The sequence below is a fragment of the Corallococcus sp. M7 genome (assembly GCF_054512695.1).
Window position 1 is genome coordinate 1,035,852 of sequence record NZ_CM137252.1, and the last position, 21,115, is coordinate 1,056,966.

The window sequence follows — 21,115 nt, forward strand, 5'->3', positions numbered from 1 at the left end:
TGCCTAGAAGCTGAGCTTCGCGCCCAGGCGGATGGAGCGCGGGGCCTGGTAGGCGGTGGGCCGCTTGAAGTTGGGGTTGATGTCCGCCTCGCCAATGGGCTGGTTCGTGGCGGTGGAAATGACCTTGCAGTTGGGGTTGCCGGCGGTGAGGCAGGCGGTGAGGTCGTCCGGCTTGCCGCCCTGCTCGATGGCGTACACGCGCGTGGTGGTGAAGGTCTGGTCCACGTCCGTGTACTGCTGGAAGTTGAAGAGGTTGAACACGTCCAGGGACACCGTGAGGACGTAGTCCTTCACCAGCCGCTGGTTGAAGCCCAGGTGCCCGTCCACGCCGTGCACCCAGGGCAGCCGGCCCGCGCTGCCGCGCGGCAGGATGAACGTCTCCGAGCCGCTGCGGCGCGGGTGCGCGCCCAGGTAGTTGAGCGGCGTGCCGGAGCGCGCCCGGTAGTTGCCGCCCACGTTGATGCTGGTGCGAGGCCCCAGCACCAGCTCCTTCGCGGCGAACACCTTGAACGAGTGCGTGCGGTCCCCGGGCAGCTGGCCCTCGCGGTTGACGGTGAGCGACACCAGGTCGAAGTCGCGCGTGAGGTTGGGGGACAGCTGGCCGGTGTCCGCGCGGAACAGGCCGGAGTAGTTCCCGCGCAGGTTCGCCCAGGTGTAGCTGGCCTGGGCCAGCCATCCGTTGGTGAAGGCGCGCTGGAAGTAGAGGTTGACCGCGTCGTACTCGCGCCGGGCCAGCGGGAAGTCCGTGGAGTAGCCCTTGCCCGGGTTGCCCAGGAAGAAGGTGCTGCCGTCGTCGCGGCTCATGTCCTCGATGACGTCGTTGAGGTAGCGCCGGGTGTACGTGGCGCCCAGGCGGCTCGCGGCGAAGAGCTCGTACTCGCCGCCCAGCACGAACTCGTCCGCGGACTGCGCGCGAATCTGGGGATCCACCGGCACGCGGTCGCCGCCCTGCGCGTCCCACAGCTGGTTGGGGCTCTCGCGGTTGCCAATGGGCTGGCGGTTGGCGTTCTGGGTGCAGTCCCCGAGCAGCGAGTCCTCACGGGAGGGCACGCACGGGGGCGAGTCGTAGGTGGCGGAGAGCAGCTGCTGCTGCGGGAAGGACAGGTCCGCCATGTCCAGGGGGACGTTCTCGAAGAAGCGCGCGTAGTTGGCGAAGAGCTTGGCGCGGCCGCTCTGCGTCGGGTCGTAGATGACGCCCAGGCGCGGGGACCACTGGTTGGGCAGGTGCAGGCCCACCTCGCCGTCCAGGCCGTAGATGGTCTGCACGTCGTAGCGCAGGCCCACGTTGACGGTGACCTTGTCCATGACGGACCAGCTGTCCTGGAGGAAGCCGCCCACGGTGGTGGACGTGGAGGTGCCTTCCTTGCTGGGCAGGAACACCGGCAGGTCGGGGGCCGCCAGATAGCCGTACTGGTTGAGGGTGAAGAAGCAGTCGCCGCCGGTGCACTCCTGCCAGGGCGTGCCGCCGGTGCGCGCGCGGTTGTTGTAGAAGCTCATCCGCTCGATGTCCGCGCCGGCCTTGAGGATGTGGTGGCCCAGGGCCTCCAGCAGGTACGTGCCCATCACCTTGCCCTGCACGCGGTCCAGGCGCTGGACGCTGATGGTGCCGGGGCCGCCGGTGGAGTAGGCCGTCACGGGGCAGCGCAGCCGCTGCTCCTCGGGCGTGGTGCCGCAGGCGCCCGCGGGGATCTGCTCGAACTCGTTGATGGTGTGGTAGCCGGGGTTGCGGGTGCGGCGCCAGGCGATGTTGGACTTCGCGGACAGGCCCTCGCCGGAGCCCAGGTCGGAGCCGTCCGACGGGAGGATGGAGTCCGCCTGGTGGTGCCAGCCGAGCGTCGCGTCCACGAGCAGCTTCTTGTCGAAGAAGGACGACGCCTGCTTCGCGACGATGTCCATGGCGCTGTTGCTGCGCCGGGTGGCGATGGATTCATACGCGCCCTGCACGAAGCCGGTGCACGACAGGCTGGTGCACACCTCCGGCTCGCCGTCGTCGCTGAAGGCGTACTTGCCGCTGCCGCCGGAGGAGCGCGGCGTGCCGAACACGGACACGGACAGGCTGTGGTCCGGGTTGAAGTTGTAGGTGAGCTTGCCCAGGTACTGCACGCTGCGCTCGTCGGCGAAGCGGCTGGAGTTGCTGCCCGCGATGGGGGTCACCTGGGAGAAGCCGGTGGTGGGGTCCTTGCGGCGCGCGCCCACGGCGGAGCAGCCATTCTCCGGGTCCACCTCCGCGCACAGCTCGTAGCTGTTGAGCTGGCGGTTCACCTCGATGCGATTGAAGGACGGCGCGACGCCCACGTAGAACCAGAGCTTGTCCTTGAGCAGGGGGCCGCCCAGGTCGAAGCCGAAGTCGCCCAGGTTGTACGCGCTGCCCTGCGCGGAGATGACGCTGCCCTCGCGCAGGACCTCCTTGCCGGACCGCTGGAACACGCCGGGCGCGTAGTTGGCGAACACGGAGCCGTGGAACTCGTTGGAGCCGGACTTGGTGACGACGTTGAGCACGCCGCCGGTGGAGCGGCCGTACTCCGGCATGTAGCCGCCGGTGATGATGTTGACCTCCTTCACGAACTCCACGGACAGGGGCGTGCCCAGGGTGCCCACGCCGGGGTCGTTCACGGACAGGCCGTCCACGACGTACTGGCTCTCCGGAGAGGAGCTGCCGCTGATGCTCACGCCGTAGCGGTCCTCGGTGGCGCCGGGGGCGAGCTCCGCCAGGCCCTCGAAGGAGCGGGACGCGGAGCCCTTGGTGCCGGGGCGGATGACGGCGATGTTGCGGATGAAGTCCTGGTCCACGGTGACGCCGGCGGCGCTGGAGCCCACGTCCAGGGTGGGAGGGGAGCCGACGACCTCGACGTCGGAGCTCAGGTTGTCCGGCGCCAGCTCCGCGTTGAAGCGGATGGTGCGGTCGATTCTCAGCAGGATGCCGTCGCGGGCATAGGGCTGGAAGCCCTGGGCCTCGAAGCGCAGCGTGTACGTGCCCGGCGGAAGCTGGGGGATGCGGTACAGGCCGCTCTTGTCGGTGAGGACGGTGCGCTCGCCCTGCAACTGGGACGAGGTGGCGGTGACCACGACATCCACCAGGGGCTTCTTGTCGAGCGCGTTGGTCAGGGTCCCGGTGATGACCGAGTTGCCCTGGGCCCAGGCCCCGGCTCCCCACAACACGACCATGAGCCACAGCCCACGGATGAAACGGATTCGTCTGGACACGTCTGCGCCCCTCCCGGCGAAGGCGGGGAACTTTGTCGCAAAACGTGAGAAATCCACCAGCCCAAATCAAAGAGACTTGGCCGTTAGAGCGGAAAAAGGCTGGCTCGCTGCGTCAGGGGATGTTCCAGGGCTCGGAGGTGAAGAGCGCGTGGAAGAGGGTGGTCTCCGGCGGCTTCATGAAGTTGACGTAGAGGGGGACGGGCGTCTGCGCGATGTCGAGGGGCAGCGCCGTCGCGCCGTACTCGGCCTCGATGTGCCGGGCGACCGTGTCCGCGATGCCTTGCAGCTCCAGCGGGACGGGGCCGAGGAAGACCTTCGACTCCATGAGGTGCTTCCCCAGGAAGACCCGGCGAACACAGTGCACGGTGTAGAGGGGGGCCAGGATGCTGAGGTACCCGGCGACCGTCCAGGTGATCTGCGGGCGCATCATGTCCTTCTCCTGATGCGGGTAGACCAGCACGCAAAAGCTGGGGTTCGCCAGTCCCGGCGCATAGTTCCAGGCATCGCAACTGGGCAGCGCTTCTCGAAGTGCTCTGACAAAGGCACTCCAGTGGGGCCTCTCAGCATTCTTTTCCTCCCAGAGGGCTTCGTAGCGAAGGTCCTCGGGACCGGGCTCCTGGCGGAAGAGATAGGCCATGTCGGCTCCCCAGTAGAGACGGGCAATCGCGAGCAATTCTTCGGCGGAAGGTGTCATGGCTTCCTGGGCTCGGACTTGAGACGGAGGGTTGCCGGATGGCATTGCTGTCTGACACGCGAGCCAATGATGGCTCTGTCAAGCGCGGTCCCGAAGGTGGTCCTGAACTCCTGACACGCAAGCCCGAGGGCCGTCACCGGCGTGGTCGCGCTGAACACGGTCTGGGCCGCCAGGTTCGCGCAGTCCGCCGAGATGCGCTGGGCCAGCTCCAACGGAATGTCGCCGAGACGTGTGGACTGCACAGGCAACCCGACACCCAGTGTGCATCTGAAGACCTCCCCCGTGTCACGCCGGAGCGGAACATGGACACAGGCTTCTCTCCATCCTCCGAGCCCTGGCTCTGTCTGTTCAACGACCGTGACGAACCGGAAGTGACGCGGCTGGAGGCTCCCCTCCACCATCGTGCCCGTACTCGTCGCACAGCCAGTGAGCAGACACCCCAGGCCCAGGCATATCGCCCGTCTCGTCGCGTCCATGTCCTTCCCCCCGGAAGGACAGCGACGTCACCTCGAAATCCTCTCAGCGCTCCATCGCCTCAAGGGGCGGGCTGTCCGCTGAGCCACGCGGAGTCGGCATATAACCGCCGTGATGACCTCGCGCCTCGCGCTCTTCGCGGCCCTGCTGCTCGGTTCCGTCCTCTTCGGTCTGGCGATGCTGGCGACGGGGCTCAGTGGTGGCGCCGCGCTCCCGGTGGCTCTGGTGCTGGGCCTGGGCCTGCTGGCCCTCGTCATCGTCACCTTGCGCCGGGCTCCACGCTGGCGGGAGGAGGGCGCCTTCTCACTCTCCGGGACGGCCTGGAAGTGGCTGTCCCTGGCGGGGGCGTTGCTCTCGGGGCTCGGCGCGGCGGCCGTCGTCCTCGATGAGCTCTCACTGCCTCGGTCGTCCGACGAATGGTCGTACCTGCTCATGCCGCTCGCGTTCGTGCTCAGCTTCCTCGGTGGATGGCTCGTGTCCGCGGCGCTGTTGGGCGCCTACGGACTGCTGCGAGCCATCTCTCCCAAAGCCGTGTGGGGCATCGTCGTGTCCGTGCCCGTCCTCACGTTCCTGGTCGTGCTGGCGGTGTTCGCCGCGTCCTAGAAGCCCTTCAGCGCTCCACCGTCGCACGCAATGGACTGGCCGCTGATATACGCGGCCGGCTCCGACGCCAGGAACGTCACCAGCGCCGCGAACTCCTCCGGCCTTCCCAGCCGCCGCGCGGGGATGTTCGGCGCCACCTTCTCGTCGGACAGGCCCAGGTCCTTCATCCGGTCCGTCGCGTGGTAGCCCGGCAGCGCCGCGTTCACCGTGATGCCATACGGCGCCACTTCATTGCTCAGGCTCTTCACCAACCCCAGCAACCCCGCGCGCAGGCCGTTGGACACCGTGAGGTTGTTCATCGCCTCGCGCGCCGCCGTGGACGTCACCAGCACGATGCGGCCCCATCCCTGCGCCTTCATGCCCGGCAGCGCTTCTTGAATCGCATCCACCGTGGCCAGCCACAGGCTCTGGAACCCTGCCTGCCATTGCTCCACCGTGATGGCCTCGAAGCCCCCGGACGGCGGGCCTCCTGCGTTCACCACCAGCACGTCCAGCCCGCCCAGCTTCTGCGTGACCTCGCGCACCAGCCCGCGCGCGGCCCCGGCTTGAGTCAAATCACACGGCACGGCGAGCGCCGCGCCCAGCTCCTTCGCCGCCTTCTGGAGCTTCTCCCCGCCGCGCGAGGACACCGCCACCGTCGCGCGCTCCTTCACCAGCGTGTCCGCGATGGCGCGCCCCAAGCCCGAGGACGCGCCCGTCACCAGCGCCCGCCTACCCTTCAAGCCGAAATCCATCCGCGTGCTCCTCCATGAAAGGGGTCAGCCGGCCGCGAATCAGCTTCGCCGCCCGGTCCAGGTCCACGTCGTCCGGCCGCTTCAGGTCCTTCGCCAGCTCCGACACGATGCCCCCCGCGATGGAGCCCACGCCGTACGCCAGCCGGTAGGGCACGCGGCTGAAGCTCACCAGCGTGTATCGGCTGACGAACTCGCCCGGGAACGCGTTGAGCAGCACCTTCTCCACGCCCTTCTCCAGCAGGAAGCGCGGATCCGCCGTGCTGTCGCGCATCTCGATGAAGTTCTCCACCGCCATGTCCGCGATGGCGTCCGCGTTCGTCTTGCGAAGCCGCTCGAACTCATCGAACGCCGCGGCCCAGTCCGCCTGCTTCGACAACAGCGCGTCCAGCACCACGCAGTCCTCGAAGCCGCAGTTCATCCCCTGGCCGTAGAACGGCACGATGGCGTGCGCCGCGTCTCCCAGGAGCAGCGTGCGCCCACCCGCGTGCCACGGCGCGCACTTCACCGTCACCATCTGCCCGGTGGGCCGGGAGAAGAACTCCTCCGTGAGCCCCGGAATCAGCGCCTTCGCATCCGGGAACTGCTCCTGGAAGAACGCCTCCAGCGCGGCGGGCGTCTGGAGCGACGCGAAGCTCACCGGCCCCTCCCAGGGCAGGAACAGGGTGCAGGTGAAGCTGCCGTCTTCATTCGGCAGCGCGATGAGCATGTACGTGCCGCGCGGCCAGATGTGCAGCGCGTGCTTCTCCATCTGGAAGCGCCCGCCTTCACCCGGCGGAATCGTCAGCTCCTTGTAGCCATGCCCCAGCGTCTGCGAGTCCGCCTGGGAGCCCGTCTGCGATTGCAGCGCCTGCCGCACCGCCGAGCCCGAGCCGTCCGTGCCGAACACCACCGCGTCGCGCAGCTCGCGCGTCTCGCCCGTGGCCTCATCCAGCACCGTGAGCATCCCCGCCGCCGGATCCGCCTGCGTCACCCGCTGACGGAAGCGGATGGACACGCGGCCCGTCCCTTCCGCCTGCGTCATCAGGAACTTGTTCAGCCAGCCGCGCGAAATGGAGTTGATGTGCTGCGAGTCGTCCTTCCCATACGGCTGGAAGGCCAGCTCGCCCTTCACCGGGTGGATGACCCGCCCGCGCATGGGGATGGCGTGCTTCAGCGCCTCCTCCTCCAGGCCCACCTGCCGCAAGGCATGCAGGCCGCGCGTGGAGATGGCCAGGTTGATGGAGCGCCCCGCGTCCAGCGTCTCGCGGCGCATGTCCGCCCGGCGCTCCAGCACCTCCACCGTGTGGCCCCTGCGGGCCAGGTACAGCGAGAGCAGCGAACCCACCAGGTCCGCTCCCACCACCGTCAGCTTCGACTCATTCGAGGGCATGGGCCTCCAGCGCCTTCACGAAGCGGAAGACGTCCAGGTACGTGTTGTAGAGGGGCGCGGGCGCGGCGCGGATGATGTCCGGCTCGCGGAAGTCGCAGATGATGCCGGCCGCGGACAGCCGCTGGAGCAGCCGCTTCGGCTCGCCCTTGAAGCGCAGGGACAGCTGCGCCCCGCGCTGCTTCAGGTCGCGCGGCGTGGTGATGGTGACGTACCCCGCGGGCAGCCGGTCCAGCAGGAACTCCAGGTAGCCCGTCAGGTGGTCGCTCTTCGCGCGCAGGGCGGCCATCGTCGCCCGGTCGAACAGCTCCAGCGAGGAGCGCAGCGCCGCCAGCTGGAAGATGGGCGGGTTGGACAGCTGCCACCCCTCCGCGCCCGGCAGCGGGTCGAAGGTGGGGCCCATCTCGAAGCGCGTGGCCTTGTTGTGCCCCCACCAGCCCTCGAAGCGCGGCAGCTCCGGCGAGTGCGCGTGCCGCTCGTGCACGAACACGCCGCCCAGGCTGCCCGGTCCGCCGTTGAGGTACTTGTATGAGCACCACACCGCGAAGTCCGGCCCGTCGTCGTGCAGCGACAGCTTCAGGTTGCCCGCCCCGTGCGCCAGGTCGAAGCCCACCTTGCAGCCCTGCGCGTGCGCCACGCGCGTAATCTCACGCAGGTCGAACGCCTGTCCGGTGAGGTAGTTCACGCTGCCCAGCATCACCAGCGCGAGCTCCTTCCCGTGCCGCTCGATGGCCGCCAGGATGTCCTCGGAGCGCAGCGTGTCCTCGCCCTCGCGGGGCATCAGCCGGACGATGGCCTCCTTCGGGTCGTAGCCGTGGAAGCGCGCCTGCGACGCCACCGCGTACTGGTCCGACGGGAAGGCGCCGCCTTCAATCAGGATCTTGAAGCGCTCGCGCGTGGGCCGGTAGAACGACACCATCATCAGGTGCAGGTTCACCGACAGGGTGTTCATCACCACGACTTCCTGCGGCTGCGCGCCCACCACCCTCGCCACCATGTCGGTGAGCTGCTCGTGGTAGGGCAGCCACGGGTGGCGGCCGTGCACGTGGCCCTCCACGCCCAGCCGCTCCCAGTCCTCCATCTCCATCTGCACGTACTTGCGCGCCTTGCGCGGCTGAAGCCCCAGCGAATTGCCCGCCAGGTAGATGGCCGGCGCGCCAGACGGAGCAGGGGGGAAGAGGAACTCGTCGCGCAGGGGCCTCAGCGGATCCGCCGCGTCCAGGCCGTAGGCGAACACATCGGTGTTCTCGTAGACAGGGGCCGTCATGGTGCGAAGTCCTCGTGCGAGCGCCCCAGCCACTCCAGGGCATTTCGGGACAGCAGCCGCTCGCGCACGGAAGGCGTCAGGTCCGTCAGCGACTCGATGAGCGTGCCGGGCCGCTCCTCGCCCAGCGGGAAGGGGTAGTCACTGCCCAGCGCCACCTTGTCCGCGCCGAACAGCTTCACGATGCCGCGCAACGTCTCCGCGTCGTGCACCAGCGAGTCCACCCAGAACTTCCCCAGGTAGTCGCGCGGCGCGACCTTGTTGTCCACCGCCACCAGATCCGGGCGGACTTCGAAGCCGTGCTGGATGCGACCCAGCGTGCCAGGGAACGCGCCGCCGCCGTGCGCGAACGCGAGCCTCAAGCGTGGCAGCCGCTCCATCACCCCGCCGAAGATGAGCGAGCAGATGGCCAGCGACACCTCCGCGGGCATGCCCACCAGCCACGGCAGCCAGTACTTCGTCATCTTCGCCTCACCCATCATGTCCCACGGGTGAACGAAGACGGCCGCGCCCAGGTCGCTCGCCGCCTGGAAGAAGGGGAAGAGCGCGGGGTCGGACAGGTTCAGGTCGTTGACGTGGCTGCCAATCTGCACGCCCGCGAACCCCAGGTCGCGCACGCAGCGCTCCAATTCCTTGACCGCCAGGTCGGTGGATTGGAGCGGCACCGTGCCCAGACCCACGAAGCGCCTGGGCGCCGTCGCCACCGCGCCGGCCAGGTGGTCGTTGAGGAAGCGCGCCACCTCCAGGCCGTCCTGGGGCTTGGCCCAATAGCTGAACAGCACCGGCACCGTGGACAGCACCTGCACCTGGACGCCGTGCGCGTCGCACTCCGTCACGCGCTGCTTCGGGTCCCAGCAGTTGCTTTCAATCTCGCGGAAGAACTTCCCGTCATCCCGCATCATCCGCGCGCGGCAAGGCGCGTGGTGGTCCAGCGTGATGAAGCCGCCGTAGCCGAAGCGCTCCGCGAAGCGGGGGAACTCCGGGGGCAGGAGGTGCGTGTGGATGTCGACCTTCACTTGGGCGCACCACCCCGCGTCACCTTCGTGCCGCACTTCTTGCAGGTGCAGTGGTCGGGGTTGCCGTAGAAGTGCTCGAACACCGGCGGCAGCTGCGTCACCAGGTTGGTGACGTGCAGCGACTCCTCGTAGAGCTTCTCGCCGCACTTCGGGCACAGCCACAGGAACGAATCCAGCTCCTGCGGCTGGCGGCGGCGCTCCAGCACCAGGCCGATGGTGTTCGGGGGCCGCTGCGGCGAGTGCGGCACCTTGGGCGGCAGGAGGAAGATCTCGCCCTCGCGGATGGGGATGTCCTGCACCTGCCCCTCGTCGATGACGCGCAGGGTGATGTCCCCCTCCAGCTGGTAGAAGAACTCCTCGCCCTCGTTGACGTGGAAGTCCGTGCGCGAGTTGGGCCCGCCCACCACCGTGACCATGAAGTCCCGGTCCGCCCACACCTGCTGGTTGCCCACGGGCGGCTTGAGCAGGGGGCGGTGCTCGTCGATCCACTTCTTGAAGTTGATGGGGGTCAGTCGGCCCATGTCACTCGTCTCCAATGGTGGCGATGCACTTGAGTTCAATCGCGATGGGCGTGGGCAGCGCGTTGATCTCCAGCGTGGTGCGGCACGGCGGGTTGTCCTTGAAGTACTCCGCCCACAGCCGGTTGTACGTGGGGAAGTCCCGCTTCATGTCCGTGAGGTACACCGTCACGTCCACCAGCCGCTCCCACGACGAGCCCGCGTCCTCCAGGATGTAGCGCACGTTGCGGAACACGGAGTGGCACTGCGTCTCGATGTCGTACGAGACGATGTTGCCCGCCGCGTCCAGCTCCACGCCCGGGATGGCCTTGCTGCCGCGCTCGCGCGGGCCCACGCCGGAGAGGAACAAGAGGTTTCCCACGCGGCGCGCGTGGGGGTAGAGCCCCACCGGCTCCGGGGCCTTCTTCGAATCGATCCGCTCGCCAGCGCTCACGTGTGGCTCTCCAGGGCTCAAAGCTTGATGCAGACGTTCTTGGGCTCGGTGAAGAAGCGCAGCGCGTCCCAGCCGCCCTCGCGGCCCACGCCGGACTCCTTCACCCCGCCAAACGGCGTGCGCAGGTCGCGCAGCATCCAGGTGTTCACCCAGACGATGCCGCTGTGCAGCCGGGACGCGAACCGGTGCGCGCGCGTCAGGTCCTTCGTCCACACGCTGCCGGCCAGGCCGTAGCGCGTGGAGTTGGCCCACGACAGCACCTCCTCCTCGTCGTCGAAGGGCATGATCGTGGCCACCGGACCGAAGATCTCTTCCTGGTTCGTGCGGCAGGTGGGCGTCAGGCCCTCCACCAGCGTGGGCTCGATGAACCAGCCGTTCGCGCAGCGGCCGGGCACGCTCGCGCGCTGGCCGCCGGTGAGGATGTGGCCGCCCTCCTGCTTCGCGAGCGCGATGTAGCCCATCACCTTCTCGAAGTGCTCGCGCGACACCAGCGCGCCCTGGTCGGTGCCGTCCACCAGCGGGTCACCGACCTTGAGGGCCTTGGTGCGCGCGACCAGCGCCTCCTTGAAGCGCGGATACAGCGAGCGCTGCACGAAGATGCGCGGGCCGCACAGGCAGATCTGCCCTTGATTCGCGAAGGACGAGCGCAGCGTGGTGGCCAGCGCCTCGTCGAAGTCGCAGTCCGCGAAGATGACGTTGGGGTTCTTGCCGCCCATCTCCAGGGACAGCTTCTTGAACGCGGGCGCGGCCACGCGGGCGATCTCCGCGCCCGTGCGCGTGCTGCCGGTGAAGGAGATGGCGCTGACGTCCGGGTGGCGCGTGAGCGGCCCGCCGACGTGGGGCCCCAGGCCGTGCACCAGGTTGAGCACGCCCGGCGGCAGCCCCGCGTCGCGGCACACCTGCGACAGGAGGAAGGCCGTCATCGGCGTCACCTCCGACGGCTTGGCCACCACGCAGTTACCGGCCGCCAGCGCGGGGGCGATCTTCCACGTGAGCAGGTACAGCGGCAGGTTCCACGGCGAGATGCAGCCCACCACGCCCAGCGGCGAGCGCAGCGTGTAGTTGAGCGCCACGCCGTCCATGGGGTGCGCTTCGCTGGAGAACTGCGTCGCCGCGTCCGCGAAGAACTCGAAGTTGAGCACGCTGCGCGGGATGTCCACCGTGCGGGCCACCGACAGCGGCTTGCCCGTGTCGATGGACTCCGCCCGCGCGAAGGCGTCCAGGCGTTCGTGGATGAGCCCCGCGATGCGGCGCAGGTAGCGCGAGCGCTCCATCGCCGGCAGGGCCGCCCACGCGGGGAAGGCCCGGCCCGCGGCCTCCACGGCGGACTGCACGTCCACCTCGCGCGAGTCCGGCACGTGCGCGTAGAGCTGGCCCGTCGCGGGCTCCGGCTTGTCCAGCCACTGGCCGCCCGCCGCGGGCACCAACTCGCCACCGATGTAGTTGAGGACCTTTTCCAAGGCAGCGCCCTCCTGAGGGGAGACGCGGCAATGTATGTCGCGGCCGTCCGCCGCCTCCAGGATTCCGAACAGTCGGCGTCGGATGGCGTTCGCTTGCGCGGCCGTCTGGCTCCCAGCAGCGCCAGGACCCGCTCCACGGGTGAATCCTTGGTGGAATTGCGGGCCGGGCATGGAAAAGATTCGCGCATGAGCTCGACTGTGGATGTAGCAGCCCTGGCTGGAATCCTGGACGCGGCGCGGCGCGAGCGGCGAGAGGTGCCGCCCCTGTCGCACGCGCACCCGACCCTGACCGTGCCGGACGGCTACGCGGTGCAGGCGGAGGGCATCCGGCTGCGCGAGGCCCAGGGTGAGCGGGTGGTGGGCCTGAAGATGGGCTTCACGTCGGAGGCGAAGCGCCAGCAGATGAACCTGGGCTCGCCCATCTTCGGCGTGCTCACGGACCGGATGCGCGTGCAGCCGGGCGGCGTGGTGCGCGTGGGCGCGGGCATCCACCCGCGCATCGAGCCTGAAATCGCCTTCCGCACGTCGAAGGAGCTCCAGGGCACCGTGACGCGCGACGAGGTGCTGGACGCGTGCGAGGCCGTCTTCGCGGCGATGGAGGTCCTGGACTCGCGCTTCGTGGGCTTCAAGTACTTCAGCCTGCCGGACGTGGTGGCGGACAACGCGTCGTCGTCGCTGTTCGTGCCGGGCACCCTGGAGCGCGCCCCGCGCGAGCTGGACCTGACGAAGCTCCAGATGCGCATGGAGGTGAACGGCAAGGTGGAGGGCGAGGCGCGCTCGGACGCCATCTCCGGCGACCCCGTGGTGTCCATCATCCAGCTGTGCGCGCTGCTCGCGGAGCGCGGACAGGTGCTGCCCAAAGGAAGCCTGGTGCTGTCTGGAGCGGCCACCGCCGCCTACCTGATGAAGCCCGGCGACCACGTGCGCCTCACCGTGGACGGGCTGGGCACGGTGGAAGTGACGGCCGCGCCCTAGTCTGGAGACTCCTCAGTACAGCAGGCCGTCCTTCGGCTGGACGGGCGGAGGCAGCGCGGATTCGCCCAGCATCTGCCGCAGGTTGATCTCGATGGTGCGGCACAGCGCCGTCATGGGCGTGTCGCTGACGGCGTCCTCGAAGGGGTTCTCCACGTCGCGGCCCACCGCGTCCAGGGCGATGAAGAGGAACGCGATGATGGCGGTGACCAGCGGCGTGAGCAAGCCCAGGTCCGCGACGACGCCCAGGGGCAGCATGGCGAGGTAGGCGCGCACCATGGCGTGCGGGAGGATGTCGTACTGGCGGGGCAGGGGCGTGTTCTTGATGCGCTCGCACGCGCCCAGGTAGTTGGTGAGCTCCGTGAGCGTCTCGTCCATCGACACGCGCATGTAGACCTTCTCCGGATGCTCGATGTCGCTGTAGATGCGGCGCATGCGCGTGCCCATCCACAGGAGGATGGCGGAGGGCACGTTCTGCTCCACGCGCAGCGCCTCCAGCACGGACGGGCGGAAGAACGGGGTGATCTCCGGAAAGGGATCCTGCCGCCGCAGGTGGCAGCGCAGCGCGTTCACGAACCCGATCTGCGCGTAGACCAGCTCGCGCGCGTCCTCGGTGATGCCCTCGAACATGCTGGGGATGCCCCGGGGTGTCTCCACGCCCGGGTGGAGGAACGTGGCCAGGTTCGCGCGGGGCGCGCTCGGACCGCGCAGGTCGCGCGCGTGGCCGAACTGGTCGCGCACCGCGCCGTCGCCCACCTTGGACCAGGCGGGCGACAGCGCGGGCCCCTCCGGCTGCACGGCCACCTGGACCAGGCGGGACGCGGCGGAGGGCGTCTCCGGGGTGCCGTCGCTGCGCTGGGCGCGGGGCGCCGGCAGGAACGTCAGCACCTGCCGGGCGAGCGTCCGCGACGCGTTCACCAGCCCGCCCCAGATGGTGCGCGCCTCCCACCAGCGCTCGTAGGCGGAGTTGTTGCGGAAGCCGAGCAGCACGCCCAGCGCCGCGGCCAGCAGCGTCACCGGCAGCGCCGGCACCGACAGCCACCTGGCGTCCAGCGCCTCGTAGCCCAGCGAGATGGCCAGCGCGAGGGCGATGTGGACGACGACGGGGCGCCCCGTGTAGCGGAGGATGATCCGCCAGGACAGCATCCGACCGACGATCATTCCGCGGAGCTCCTCTACGAAGCGTGTGCTGCGTGAGGAGCTGGATGTAGTGCTGCCCCCGAGACGCGGCAATGCGCCGCGTCACCATGCCCGGGGAGCGTGCGGAAGCGGACGAAAGGACGCGTGCGCCCCGTCAGGCCCGGGACTTGGTGAAGACGATGCTCGCGCCCGTCGCTGGCACCGTCACAGTGAAGGTGCGCTCCACGGTGGCCAGGCCGTTGCCGCCGCGCGACGCCAGCTCCAGGAAGAACGCGCCCGTGGTCCTCAGGTGGAAGGACTGCGCCCACGACTCGGACAGCGCCTTGAACGCGCCCTTGAAGACGGAGGGCGAGCGCTGCTCGTTGTTGCGCAGGTCCAAGAGGCCCGCGCGCAGGTCGTGCCACTTGGACACGGTGCCGGGGTTCTTCTGGATGACCTCCGCGAACGTCAGCATGCCGTTGCCCAGTTGCCCTTCGATGTACGCGAAGTGCCCGACGAGCGGATTCTTCTTCAGGGTCGCGGCGGCCATGTTCGCGGCCAGGGCGGCGGTCCAGTCATGCTCCAGGTACGCCTTCCACAGGGGCGCGTAGATGGACTCGCGCACGGCGGGCCGGTCGCGGCACGGCACGCCGTACCAGGGCAGCGCCCGGGCCAGCGCGCGAGCGAAGGCGGAGTGGGCGTCCGGGTCCGCTGCGTGGGTGATGACGTCGCGCAGCGTCCGGTTGTCCAGCTTCAGCTCCACCCGCGTTTCAATCTCCTTGCCGCCGGAGGCGTCACGGATCCGCTTGAGGACCTCCTCCTCCTCGGCGTCATCCAGCGCGCCCCAGACGATGGCCTCGTCCACCGCCTGGCGCAGGTCGTGGTCCGACAGCTTGCGGGCGTCATGGGCCAGCAGCAGGTACAGGCCCAGGTCGAAGTCCGCCACGGTGGGCGACTTGCGGAACTCCGCCATGTCCGCCTTGAAGTCCGCGGTCCAGTGCATGTACGGCGTGAGCAGCGTGCCCTTGTAGCTGCGCACTCCCAGGAACGAGACGCGCTGGGGCGACTCCTTCTCCAGGCTGTTGCGCTGCACCACCTGGGTGAGCTCGCGCGTGTCGCTGCCGCCCAGCGCCCACTTGCCCAGCTTCAGGGCGAAGCCCCAGGCCTTGGACTCCTTGTTGACCTCCTTCAGCAGGCACTGCTCCAGCGCCATGCCCTCGGACTGCATCTTCTGCATCGCGCCGTCCATCCGGCCGGACACCAGCAGCGGGTGCAGCGTGCGGGCCTGGGCGTCGGTGCACACGGTGGACAGGAGCGTGGTCTGCTCGCGCAGGCGCAGGTACTCGTAGCGGAAGCCCGCCTCGAACTTGGACTCGGCCAGGGCCTGGATGCGCGCGCGCACGTCCGTGCGGAGCTTCTCCCACTGCGTGCGCAGCGCCGTGGTGTTGGCCTCCAGCTCCCCGAAGCCCAGCCGGTCCAGGATGATGCGCAGGACCTTGGTCTCGTTGTCGGACAGCTTGTGCGCTTCCAGCTTCGTCATCAGGGCGTCGAACTCGGCCAGCGGCACCGACAGGAGCCCCTCGAGCACGTGCTCCACCTGGGACACGACGGCGGCCGGGTCGGTGAGGCTCGCCTCCACGTGCAGGCTGGCCGTCACGCCCGCCTCGCGCGCCACCACCTTCTTCACCTGCACGCGCACCTGGCCGGCCGCGAGGCGGGAGAAGATGACGGCGTAGTCGTCCACCACCTTCACCTTCGCGGACACGGTGGCGCCCGCCTTGGCCTCGAAGGCGACCATGGTGCTGGCGGACAGGAGCTTCGTCAGCGTCTGGAGGTTGGACGTGTAGACGTCCGTCCAGTCCAGCGTCGCGGTGACGGACAGCTCGCCGCGCGCCTGGAAGGCGATGGCGTCACCCACGCCCAGCTTGTCCAGCGACGACGTGAGCAGGGGCAGCCGCAGCTCCGGCGCGTCCTTCTTCAGCGCGTCGCGCGCCTTCGTGTCCTGCGTGTGGCGGTGGTAGTCCGCCAGCAGCACGCGCACGTCGCCGTTGGCCGCGAGCGCCACGTAGGGCAGCGGGAAGCCCACGTCCGCCTTCACGCGCGCCTCCACGCCGTACTTGAGCCACGCCTGGTCGCCGCCGTAGACGAGCGCCGGTGCCAGTTGCGTCGTCGCGTCGCCGGAGCCTTCCCCCACCACGCCCGCCGCGTCCACGTCCGCCGGGGCATCATAGCCTTCAATGAAGCCGCGCGCCGACACGTCGAACGCGAACGTCAGCGCGCCCAGCTTCTCTCCCGCGGGCAGCGCATAGCTGGCGGTCGGCAATTCCACGCGGATGTCCGAGCCCTTGAGCGGCGCATCCGGCAGCACCTTCGACACTTCGTCCAGCAGCGCGAGCTTCCACGACATGACGGCTCCCCTCCCGACGTCCACGGAAAGACCGCATCCTACATCGTCGGTCCGACGTGGGAGGCCGGACGTGAAGCGGGCGCGAACGACCCACCAGGGAGTCGCGCCACCGGCTCAGGGCACGTCGCGGACCTGCCGGAGCACAGGCGAGCCATCCGCCTTCACCACCAGCGGGTCGGGCATCAGCCCCGGGATGCACGAGCGGATGCTGACCTGGGCGTCATCCACGGGCTCCAGCACCAGCGACGTCGTGCGCGTGGGGAGCGCGCGCGGCCACTGGCCCTTCTCCGCGCGGGCCACGTCGACCTCCACCAGGGCGATGAGGGCCTCGGAGCGCAGCGCGCGCAGCTCCAGCGCCTCCAGGTCCTCGGGCGACAGGCGCACCGACGGGGCCTCCGCCTGGCGGAAGAACTCCTCGGCCTTCCGGGCCTCCAGGGCCGCCAGCGAGCGGCGGCGCTCCTCGGCCGGTTGATCCGCCACGGCCAGGAGGCGGTCCGCGTCCTCCACCCACTGGCGCCACTGGAGCCGGCGCGACAGGGCGGAGGGCAGCTCGGGCGCGTCGAACCACGTGGGCGGCAGCGCGGCGCGGCCTTCGTCGGTGAGCAGGTCGCGGAAGGCGTGGAGCTGCGCGGCGACGGCCTCCTCGTGCAGCGTCAGGGACACCGGCGGGAAGCCTTCATGCAGCCGGGTGAGCTGCGAGACGGCCTGGCGCTTTCGGCCCAGGGAGGCCGCGTCGATGGCGTCCGCGCAGGGCCGCCACGCGCGCGCATAGCCGGCCGCGGACAGCCGCTGTCCCACGAGCCCACCGCCCAGGGCCAGCTCCCGGTTGAGCGCGAGCGTGTCCAGGCACAGGTCCACCGCCACATCCGCTTCCCCCCGCGAGACGAGCCGCCGCGTCTGAAGCGCCGCGTCCTCCACCACGTGGCGAAGCGCGTGGATCAGCGCGTCCCGCCGCGACACCTCCGGAGCGGCCAGGGGACGCAGGTCCTCCGGAAGGCCACCGGACTCCGCGTGGGTGGCGGCGAGCGCCTGCCGCATCAGCGGCAAGCCCTGCTCCAGGGCTTCAAGGCGGGAGGCGGGAAGGTCCGTCACCGGAGCGTGTCCCTCCGTCACGGCCTCCAGGGTCGCGGCCTCCGCCTGGGAGGGAGCCGGCCTTGCGCGGGCCTGCTGGAGCAGCGCGGGCAGGAGCGGAGCCATCGCGTCCCCGAAGGTGCCGGGCCGCGTGTCGGTGATGTGCGCCGGACGCGGGTGCTCCGCGTGCGTCAGCGTGTTCACCTCACGCAACAGCCGTTCCTCCAGCGCGTCGGTGCGCAGGTGCCGGTGCGCCAGCGCCCCGAGGCTCACGAGGACGGACAGGGACACGCCTCCCATGAGGGCGGGGAGGGGGCGCTTCAAGGCCATCGGGGACGGACTCCAGGAGGGGGACCTGGAATCTCGCATGAAACGCCTGGACCCCAACAGCCTCCCCCGGAGGGCGCCGTTGTCTGGCGAGCAGGACGCCCACCTTCAGGTCATGGCGCCTGTCAGGTCCTCTACCGGGCAGGCGCGCCCAGCCGGCGCAGCAGGAGGTCCGCCAGGTCGCGGGCCTGCGAGCGGATTTCCGGCACGGCCGTGGTTTCCCACAGGTCCCCGCGCCGCGTCGGGCCCAGCGTGAAGAGGTGGGCGGAGGGCTGCCCACGTGCGTCCAGCACCGCGCCGTCGGGCGCCGTCGCCAGCCCCATGCCCAGCGAGTCCGCGTGGGCATGTCCCGCCTCCAGCAGGCCGCGCAGGACGGGCTGGTCGCGAGAGGCCGGGTTCGACTCAGGGCCGGTGCAGTTGATGACGTGCTGCACGCGCAGCACCTGGGGCTCGCGCTCACCCCGGGGACGCAGGCGGACCGCCACCGCGTCCGGCTCCAGCTCGAAGCCCAGCACGCGGCCCGAGTGGACCACCAGCCGTCCGTCGCGCCGCCACGCGTCCATCACGTCGTGGATCTCCGGCGCCATGCGGTGGCGGTGCACCTCCCAGTACGCCCGCAGGTGGCGCAGGAAGCGCCGCCGCTCCTGCTCCGACAGCCGCTGCCACAGCGGCGTCGTCACCGGCCGCAGCGAGTCCACCGCCGCGCGCCAGTCCGCGCCCGCCGCCGCCTGGGCCTCGACCTCCTGGCGCATCGTGCGCAGCACGTCGCGGACGCGCAGCGTGCTGAACGGCACCACGCCCTCCGCGGAAGGATCCGCGGCCTGCGTGGCGGTCTCCGCGTCGCGACAGCGGTCCATCTCCCGGCGCACCGAGCGCAGCAGCTCGCGGATGCGCAGGGGCTCCGCCGCCGCGGGCGTCTTCGCGCCGTGCGCGCGGTGCGGATGTGGCAGCAGGCCATGGCGCGACAGCGCGTGCACCGGGCCCTGATGGCCGCGCTCGCCCAGCGACAGCACCGTGTCCACCATGGTGAGCGCCGTGCCGATGAGCAGCACCGACTCACCGGAGCCGATGCCCTCCAGCGCCCCGGGCACCCATGGCGAGCGGTGGTAGCGCGCGCTCGCGTACACCCCGCCATCCGGCACGCGCAGGTCCGCGGGCATCGCGTTGCCCAGCGCCAGCACCGCGCACCTCGCCTCCAGGCTCCGGCCGCTCGCGAGCGTCACCTTCACGCCGTCCGCGGTGGCCACCACGGCGGTCACCTCATCGCGCGGCGTCTCCAACTGGACGCCCGGCGGAGCCTTCGCGGCGGTGTCCTTCAGCACGAACTCCAGATACTGGCCGTAGCGGCGGCGCTCGGCGAACGCGGACGGCGGCGTGTCCGGCGCCTCCAGGCGCAGCCAGCGCAGGAAGTGCTCCGGGTCGTCGACCCAGGCGCTCATGCGTCCGGCCGGCACATTGAGCAGGTGCCGCGCGCTGGTGGTGGAGTACGCGACCCCCCGCCCCAGGCGCTCCCCGCGTTCCACGAGCGCCACGCGCAGGGGCGAACGGGCGCCCCGCAAGAGACAGGCCGCGAGCAGCGTTCCGCTGGCGCCCGCGCCGATGATGACCACGTCCTGCCGGGAGTTCACCGCGCGATTCTAGGGCCGGCCCCCCCGGATGCCATCCCTCCCAGGCGTCGTCACCCGCGCGGATTGTCCGTCGGCCCACGGCCGCTGGCCCCCGGGCCTGCCCTGTGACGGCGGGGCCCGGCGGACCTCAGACCGCCTGGCGCGCCTCGGGCCGCGCGGGGAGGGAAGGGGCAGGGGGCGGGACCGCCAGCCGCTCCCCGATGCGGGTCAGCCCCTCGCCATCACGGGCGCGCGCATGCACCTGCGGATAGTCCGGGAACGCGGTGCCCAGCCACCGGTCCAGCACCACGGTGTACAGGCCGTAGTGCCCCTGGTAGCGCGCATGGTGGAGCGCGTGGAACGTGGGGGTGAAGAAGACGCGGCCCACCCAGGACGTCACGAAGCGCTTCGGCAGCCACTCCGTGTTGCCATGCCCGAACGCGTTGAGGACGTAGTTCGTCAGCATGTAGGCCAGGACGCCCACCTGCGTGCCCGGGAACAGGTGCATGGCCGCGAAGTGCAGGCCCAGCCCGCCGCCCATCAGCACCACCCGCTCCGCCACGGAGAACGACAGCGCGGTGAGCGGCTCCGTCACCTGCGCCACGTGGTGCTGCGCATGGAAGCGGTAGAAGCGCGGCAGGTGCAGCAGCCGGTGCGTCACGTAGAACCACACCTCGAAGCCCACGAACATCCACGCGTACGACCACAGCGCCGTGGACAGGCTGAACGGCGCCATCAGGGGCCCGGCGAAATACCGGAACGTCCCGATGAGCACCGCGTCCGTCAGCACCACGCCCGCCGCCGCCAGAGCCTCGCTGCGCAGCTGCCCCTTCGCCAGCTCCCGCCGGTACACCCGGAAGCGCGCCGCCAGCCGCGTGCGCCACACCAGCCACCCGCCCGCCACCGTCAGCAACTTGAGCGTTCCCGAGATGACCAGGACCAGCAGGAGCACCATCGGAAGCGTCGGATTGTCGGGCAGCAGCATCATGGACCTCGCGAAGGTCAGCACACCCCCGGGCCATGGATGCCCGGACACCCCATGGATAATGCCCGTCCCCGTCTATTGTCAAATCTGACAATAGTGCGAGCGCGTTGAACGGGGGGGCCCGGTGGCTAGGATGCGCCGCGATGGCCTCCAAGCGTCCCCCGGGCCGCGCTCCGGTCCGGCGCGCCCCTGCTCCCCGTCGTCCCGCGAAGCCCGCCGCGTCCCGGAAGCGGCGCACCCCGGAGGAGGCGCGCGAGGCCATCCTCCAGGCCGCCGAGCCGCTGCTCGTGGAGCAGGGGCCGGACCGGGTGGGGCTTCAGGCGGTGGCGAAGGCGGCCGGGGTGAGCCACGCGCTCGTCACGCACTACTTCGGCACCTATGAAGCCCTGGTGCGCGAGGTGCTCCTGCGACGCAACGAGCTGCTGGCCGCGTCGTTCCGGGAGCACCTGCTCTCGGTGGACACGCCGCCCGACGCGGGAGCGCTGCTCGAGCGCTTCTTCACCGTGGTCCAGCAGGGCCAGCACAGCCGGCTGATGGCGTGGGCGCTGCTCACCGGCCGCGCCGAGCACATGCCGTTCGTGCGCGCGCAGGGCCTGCGGCTCTTGGCGGACGCGCTGGAGTTCCAGGCGGGCCGCGTGGCGGAAGGGCAGGGCACGCCGCCGCCGTCCCGCGACACGGTGGACATGACGCTGCTCGTGGCGCTGTGCGCGTCGCAGTGGTTCCTGCTCGCGCGCGAGGTGCTGCTGCCCGTGATGGGCCGCCCGGCGGACGCGGCGTCGGACGCGCGCTTCCGCGAGGTGCTCGGCGGGATGCTCCAGCGGTCGCTCGGGGTGAAGCCGCCCGGCGCAAGCTAGGAGCCGA

The 21,115-nt window shown here is 70.2% G+C and carries 17 protein-coding genes; 3 read left to right on the plus strand and 14 right to left on the minus strand.

Annotation, left to right across the window (positions count from 1 at the left end; genetic code table 11):
* Nucleotides 1–3: 3 nt before the first annotated feature.
* Nucleotides 4–3,204 (minus strand): TonB-dependent receptor, encoded by a 3,201-nt coding sequence (locus ACX114_RS04395; RefSeq protein ID WP_459295030.1) that lies wholly within the window; start codon nt 3,202–3,204, stop codon nt 4–6.
* A gap of 112 nt (nt 3,205–3,316) precedes the next feature.
* Nucleotides 3,317–3,634, minus strand: coding sequence for a hypothetical protein (locus ACX114_RS04400; RefSeq protein ID WP_459295032.1), 318 nt, complete (start codon nt 3,632–3,634; stop codon nt 3,317–3,319).
* A gap of 852 nt (nt 3,635–4,486) precedes the next feature.
* Here ACX114_RS04400 and ACX114_RS04405 point away from each other — a divergent pair.
* Nucleotides 4,487–4,975: a hypothetical protein gene (locus ACX114_RS04405; protein ID WP_459295034.1), complete on the plus strand. Its 489-nt coding sequence runs from the start codon at nt 4,487–4,489 to the stop codon at nt 4,973–4,975.
* Here ACX114_RS04405 and ACX114_RS04410 read toward each other — a convergent pair.
* Genes ACX114_RS04410 through ACX114_RS04440 form a run of 7 tightly spaced genes read right to left on the minus strand, consistent with a single transcriptional unit; the run spans nt 4,972 to nt 11,766 of the window.
* A complete protein-coding gene (locus tag ACX114_RS04410) occupies nt 4,972–5,697 on the minus strand; it encodes an SDR family oxidoreductase (RefSeq protein ID WP_459295036.1) in 726 nt (241 codons plus the stop codon). The two genes, ACX114_RS04405 and ACX114_RS04410, sit on opposite strands and share 4 nt — an antisense overlap.
* Nucleotides 5,687–7,078: an FAD-dependent oxidoreductase gene (locus ACX114_RS04415; protein WP_459295038.1), complete on the minus strand. Its 1,392-nt coding sequence runs from the start codon at nt 7,076–7,078 to the stop codon at nt 5,687–5,689. Before ACX114_RS04415 ends, ACX114_RS04410 begins: the two co-directional genes overlap by 11 nt.
* Entirely contained in the window at nt 7,065–8,342 is a 1,278-nt protein-coding gene (gene kynU / locus ACX114_RS04420; RefSeq protein ID WP_459295040.1) for a kynureninase, read from the minus strand. Before kynU ends, ACX114_RS04415 begins: the two co-directional genes overlap by 14 nt.
* Complete coding sequence (locus ACX114_RS04425) at nt 8,339–9,355, minus strand: amidohydrolase family protein (RefSeq protein WP_459295042.1); 1,017 nt, start codon at nt 9,353–9,355, stop codon at nt 8,339–8,341. The genes kynU and ACX114_RS04425 overlap by 4 nt, the downstream gene beginning before the upstream one ends.
* Nucleotides 9,352–9,876, minus strand: a complete 525-nt coding sequence (gene nbaC / locus ACX114_RS04430) for a 3-hydroxyanthranilate 3,4-dioxygenase (protein ID WP_459295044.1) — start codon at nt 9,874–9,876, stop codon at nt 9,352–9,354. Before nbaC ends, ACX114_RS04425 begins: the two co-directional genes overlap by 4 nt.
* A gap of 1 nt (nt 9,877) precedes the next feature.
* Nucleotides 9,878–10,306 carry a RidA family protein gene (locus ACX114_RS04435; protein WP_014393721.1) on the minus strand — a complete coding sequence of 143 codons (429 nt, stop codon included), beginning with the start codon at nt 10,304–10,306 and terminating at the stop codon, nt 9,878–9,880.
* A gap of 17 nt (nt 10,307–10,323) precedes the next feature.
* Nucleotides 10,324–11,766, minus strand: coding sequence for an aldehyde dehydrogenase (locus ACX114_RS04440; protein ID WP_459295046.1), 1,443 nt, complete (start codon nt 11,764–11,766; stop codon nt 10,324–10,326).
* Between the two features lie 186 nt (nt 11,767–11,952).
* Between ACX114_RS04440 and ACX114_RS04445 the strand changes: the two genes are divergently transcribed.
* On the plus strand, nt 11,953–12,741 hold the full coding sequence (locus ACX114_RS04445) for a 2-keto-4-pentenoate hydratase (protein WP_459295048.1): 789 nt from the start codon (nt 11,953–11,955) through the stop codon (nt 12,739–12,741).
* A gap of 12 nt (nt 12,742–12,753) precedes the next feature.
* On the opposite strand, the gene ACX114_RS04450 is transcribed toward ACX114_RS04445, so the two are convergent.
* From ACX114_RS04450 to ACX114_RS04470, 5 genes are all read right to left on the minus strand, one after another.
* On the minus strand, nt 12,754–13,899 hold the full coding sequence (locus ACX114_RS04450; protein WP_459295050.1) for a bestrophin family protein: 1,146 nt from the start codon (nt 13,897–13,899) through the stop codon (nt 12,754–12,756).
* Nucleotides 13,900–14,032: 133 nt separating this feature from the next.
* Entirely contained in the window at nt 14,033–16,264 is a 2,232-nt protein-coding gene (locus ACX114_RS04455) for a hypothetical protein (protein ID WP_459295052.1), read from the minus strand.
* A 114-nt stretch (nt 16,265–16,378) separates the two neighbouring features.
* Nucleotides 16,379–17,665 carry a hypothetical protein gene (locus ACX114_RS04460; protein ID WP_459295054.1) on the minus strand — a complete coding sequence of 429 codons (1,287 nt, stop codon included), beginning with the start codon at nt 17,663–17,665 and terminating at the stop codon, nt 16,379–16,381.
* 131 nt (nt 17,666–17,796) lie between these two features.
* Nucleotides 17,797–19,290: an FAD/NAD(P)-binding protein gene (locus ACX114_RS04465; RefSeq protein WP_459295056.1), complete on the minus strand. Its 1,494-nt coding sequence runs from the start codon at nt 19,288–19,290 to the stop codon at nt 17,797–17,799.
* Nucleotides 19,291–19,417: 127 nt separating this feature from the next.
* Nucleotides 19,418–20,257, minus strand: a complete 840-nt coding sequence (locus tag ACX114_RS04470; protein WP_459295058.1) for a sterol desaturase family protein — start codon at nt 20,255–20,257, stop codon at nt 19,418–19,420.
* Nucleotides 20,258–20,397: 140 nt separating this feature from the next.
* Here ACX114_RS04470 and ACX114_RS04475 point away from each other — a divergent pair, with 140 nt between their 5' ends.
* The gene (locus tag ACX114_RS04475) at nt 20,398–21,108 is read left to right on the plus strand and encodes a TetR/AcrR family transcriptional regulator (RefSeq protein ID WP_459295060.1); all 711 of its coding nucleotides are present in this window, start codon (nt 20,398–20,400) and stop codon (nt 21,106–21,108) included.
* The last annotated feature ends 7 nt before the right edge of the window (nt 21,109–21,115 follow it).

Bases quoted from the DNA above. Each gene is read 5' to 3' on its own strand.
- nbaC (WP_459295044.1), bottom strand. From the start codon at position 9,876: ATGGGCCGACTGACCCCCATCAACTTCAAGAAGTGGATCGACGAGCAC.
- ACX114_RS04415 (WP_459295038.1), bottom strand. From the start codon at position 7,078: ATGCCCTCGAATGAGTCGAAGCTGACGGTGGTGGGAGCGGACCTGGTG.
- ACX114_RS04460 (WP_459295054.1), bottom strand. From the start codon at position 17,665: ATGGCCTTGAAGCGCCCCCTCCCCGCCCTCATGGGAGGCGTGTCCCTG.
- ACX114_RS04405 (WP_459295034.1), top strand. From the start codon at position 4,487: ATGACCTCGCGCCTCGCGCTCTTCGCGGCCCTGCTGCTCGGTTCCGTC.
- ACX114_RS04470 (WP_459295058.1), bottom strand. From the start codon at position 20,257: ATGATGCTGCTGCCCGACAATCCGACGCTTCCGATGGTGCTCCTGCTG.
- ACX114_RS04445 (WP_459295048.1), top strand. From the start codon at position 11,953: ATGAGCTCGACTGTGGATGTAGCAGCCCTGGCTGGAATCCTGGACGCG.
- kynU (WP_459295040.1), bottom strand. From the start codon at position 8,342: ATGACGGCCCCTGTCTACGAGAACACCGATGTGTTCGCCTACGGCCTG.
- ACX114_RS04475 (WP_459295060.1), top strand. From the start codon at position 20,398: ATGGCCTCCAAGCGTCCCCCGGGCCGCGCTCCGGTCCGGCGCGCCCCT.
- ACX114_RS04400 (WP_459295032.1), bottom strand. From the start codon at position 3,634: ATGATGCGCCCGCAGATCACCTGGACGGTCGCCGGGTACCTCAGCATC.
- ACX114_RS04450 (WP_459295050.1), bottom strand. From the start codon at position 13,899: ATGATCGTCGGTCGGATGCTGTCCTGGCGGATCATCCTCCGCTACACG.
- ACX114_RS04455 (WP_459295052.1), bottom strand. From the start codon at position 16,264: ATGTCGTGGAAGCTCGCGCTGCTGGACGAAGTGTCGAAGGTGCTGCCG.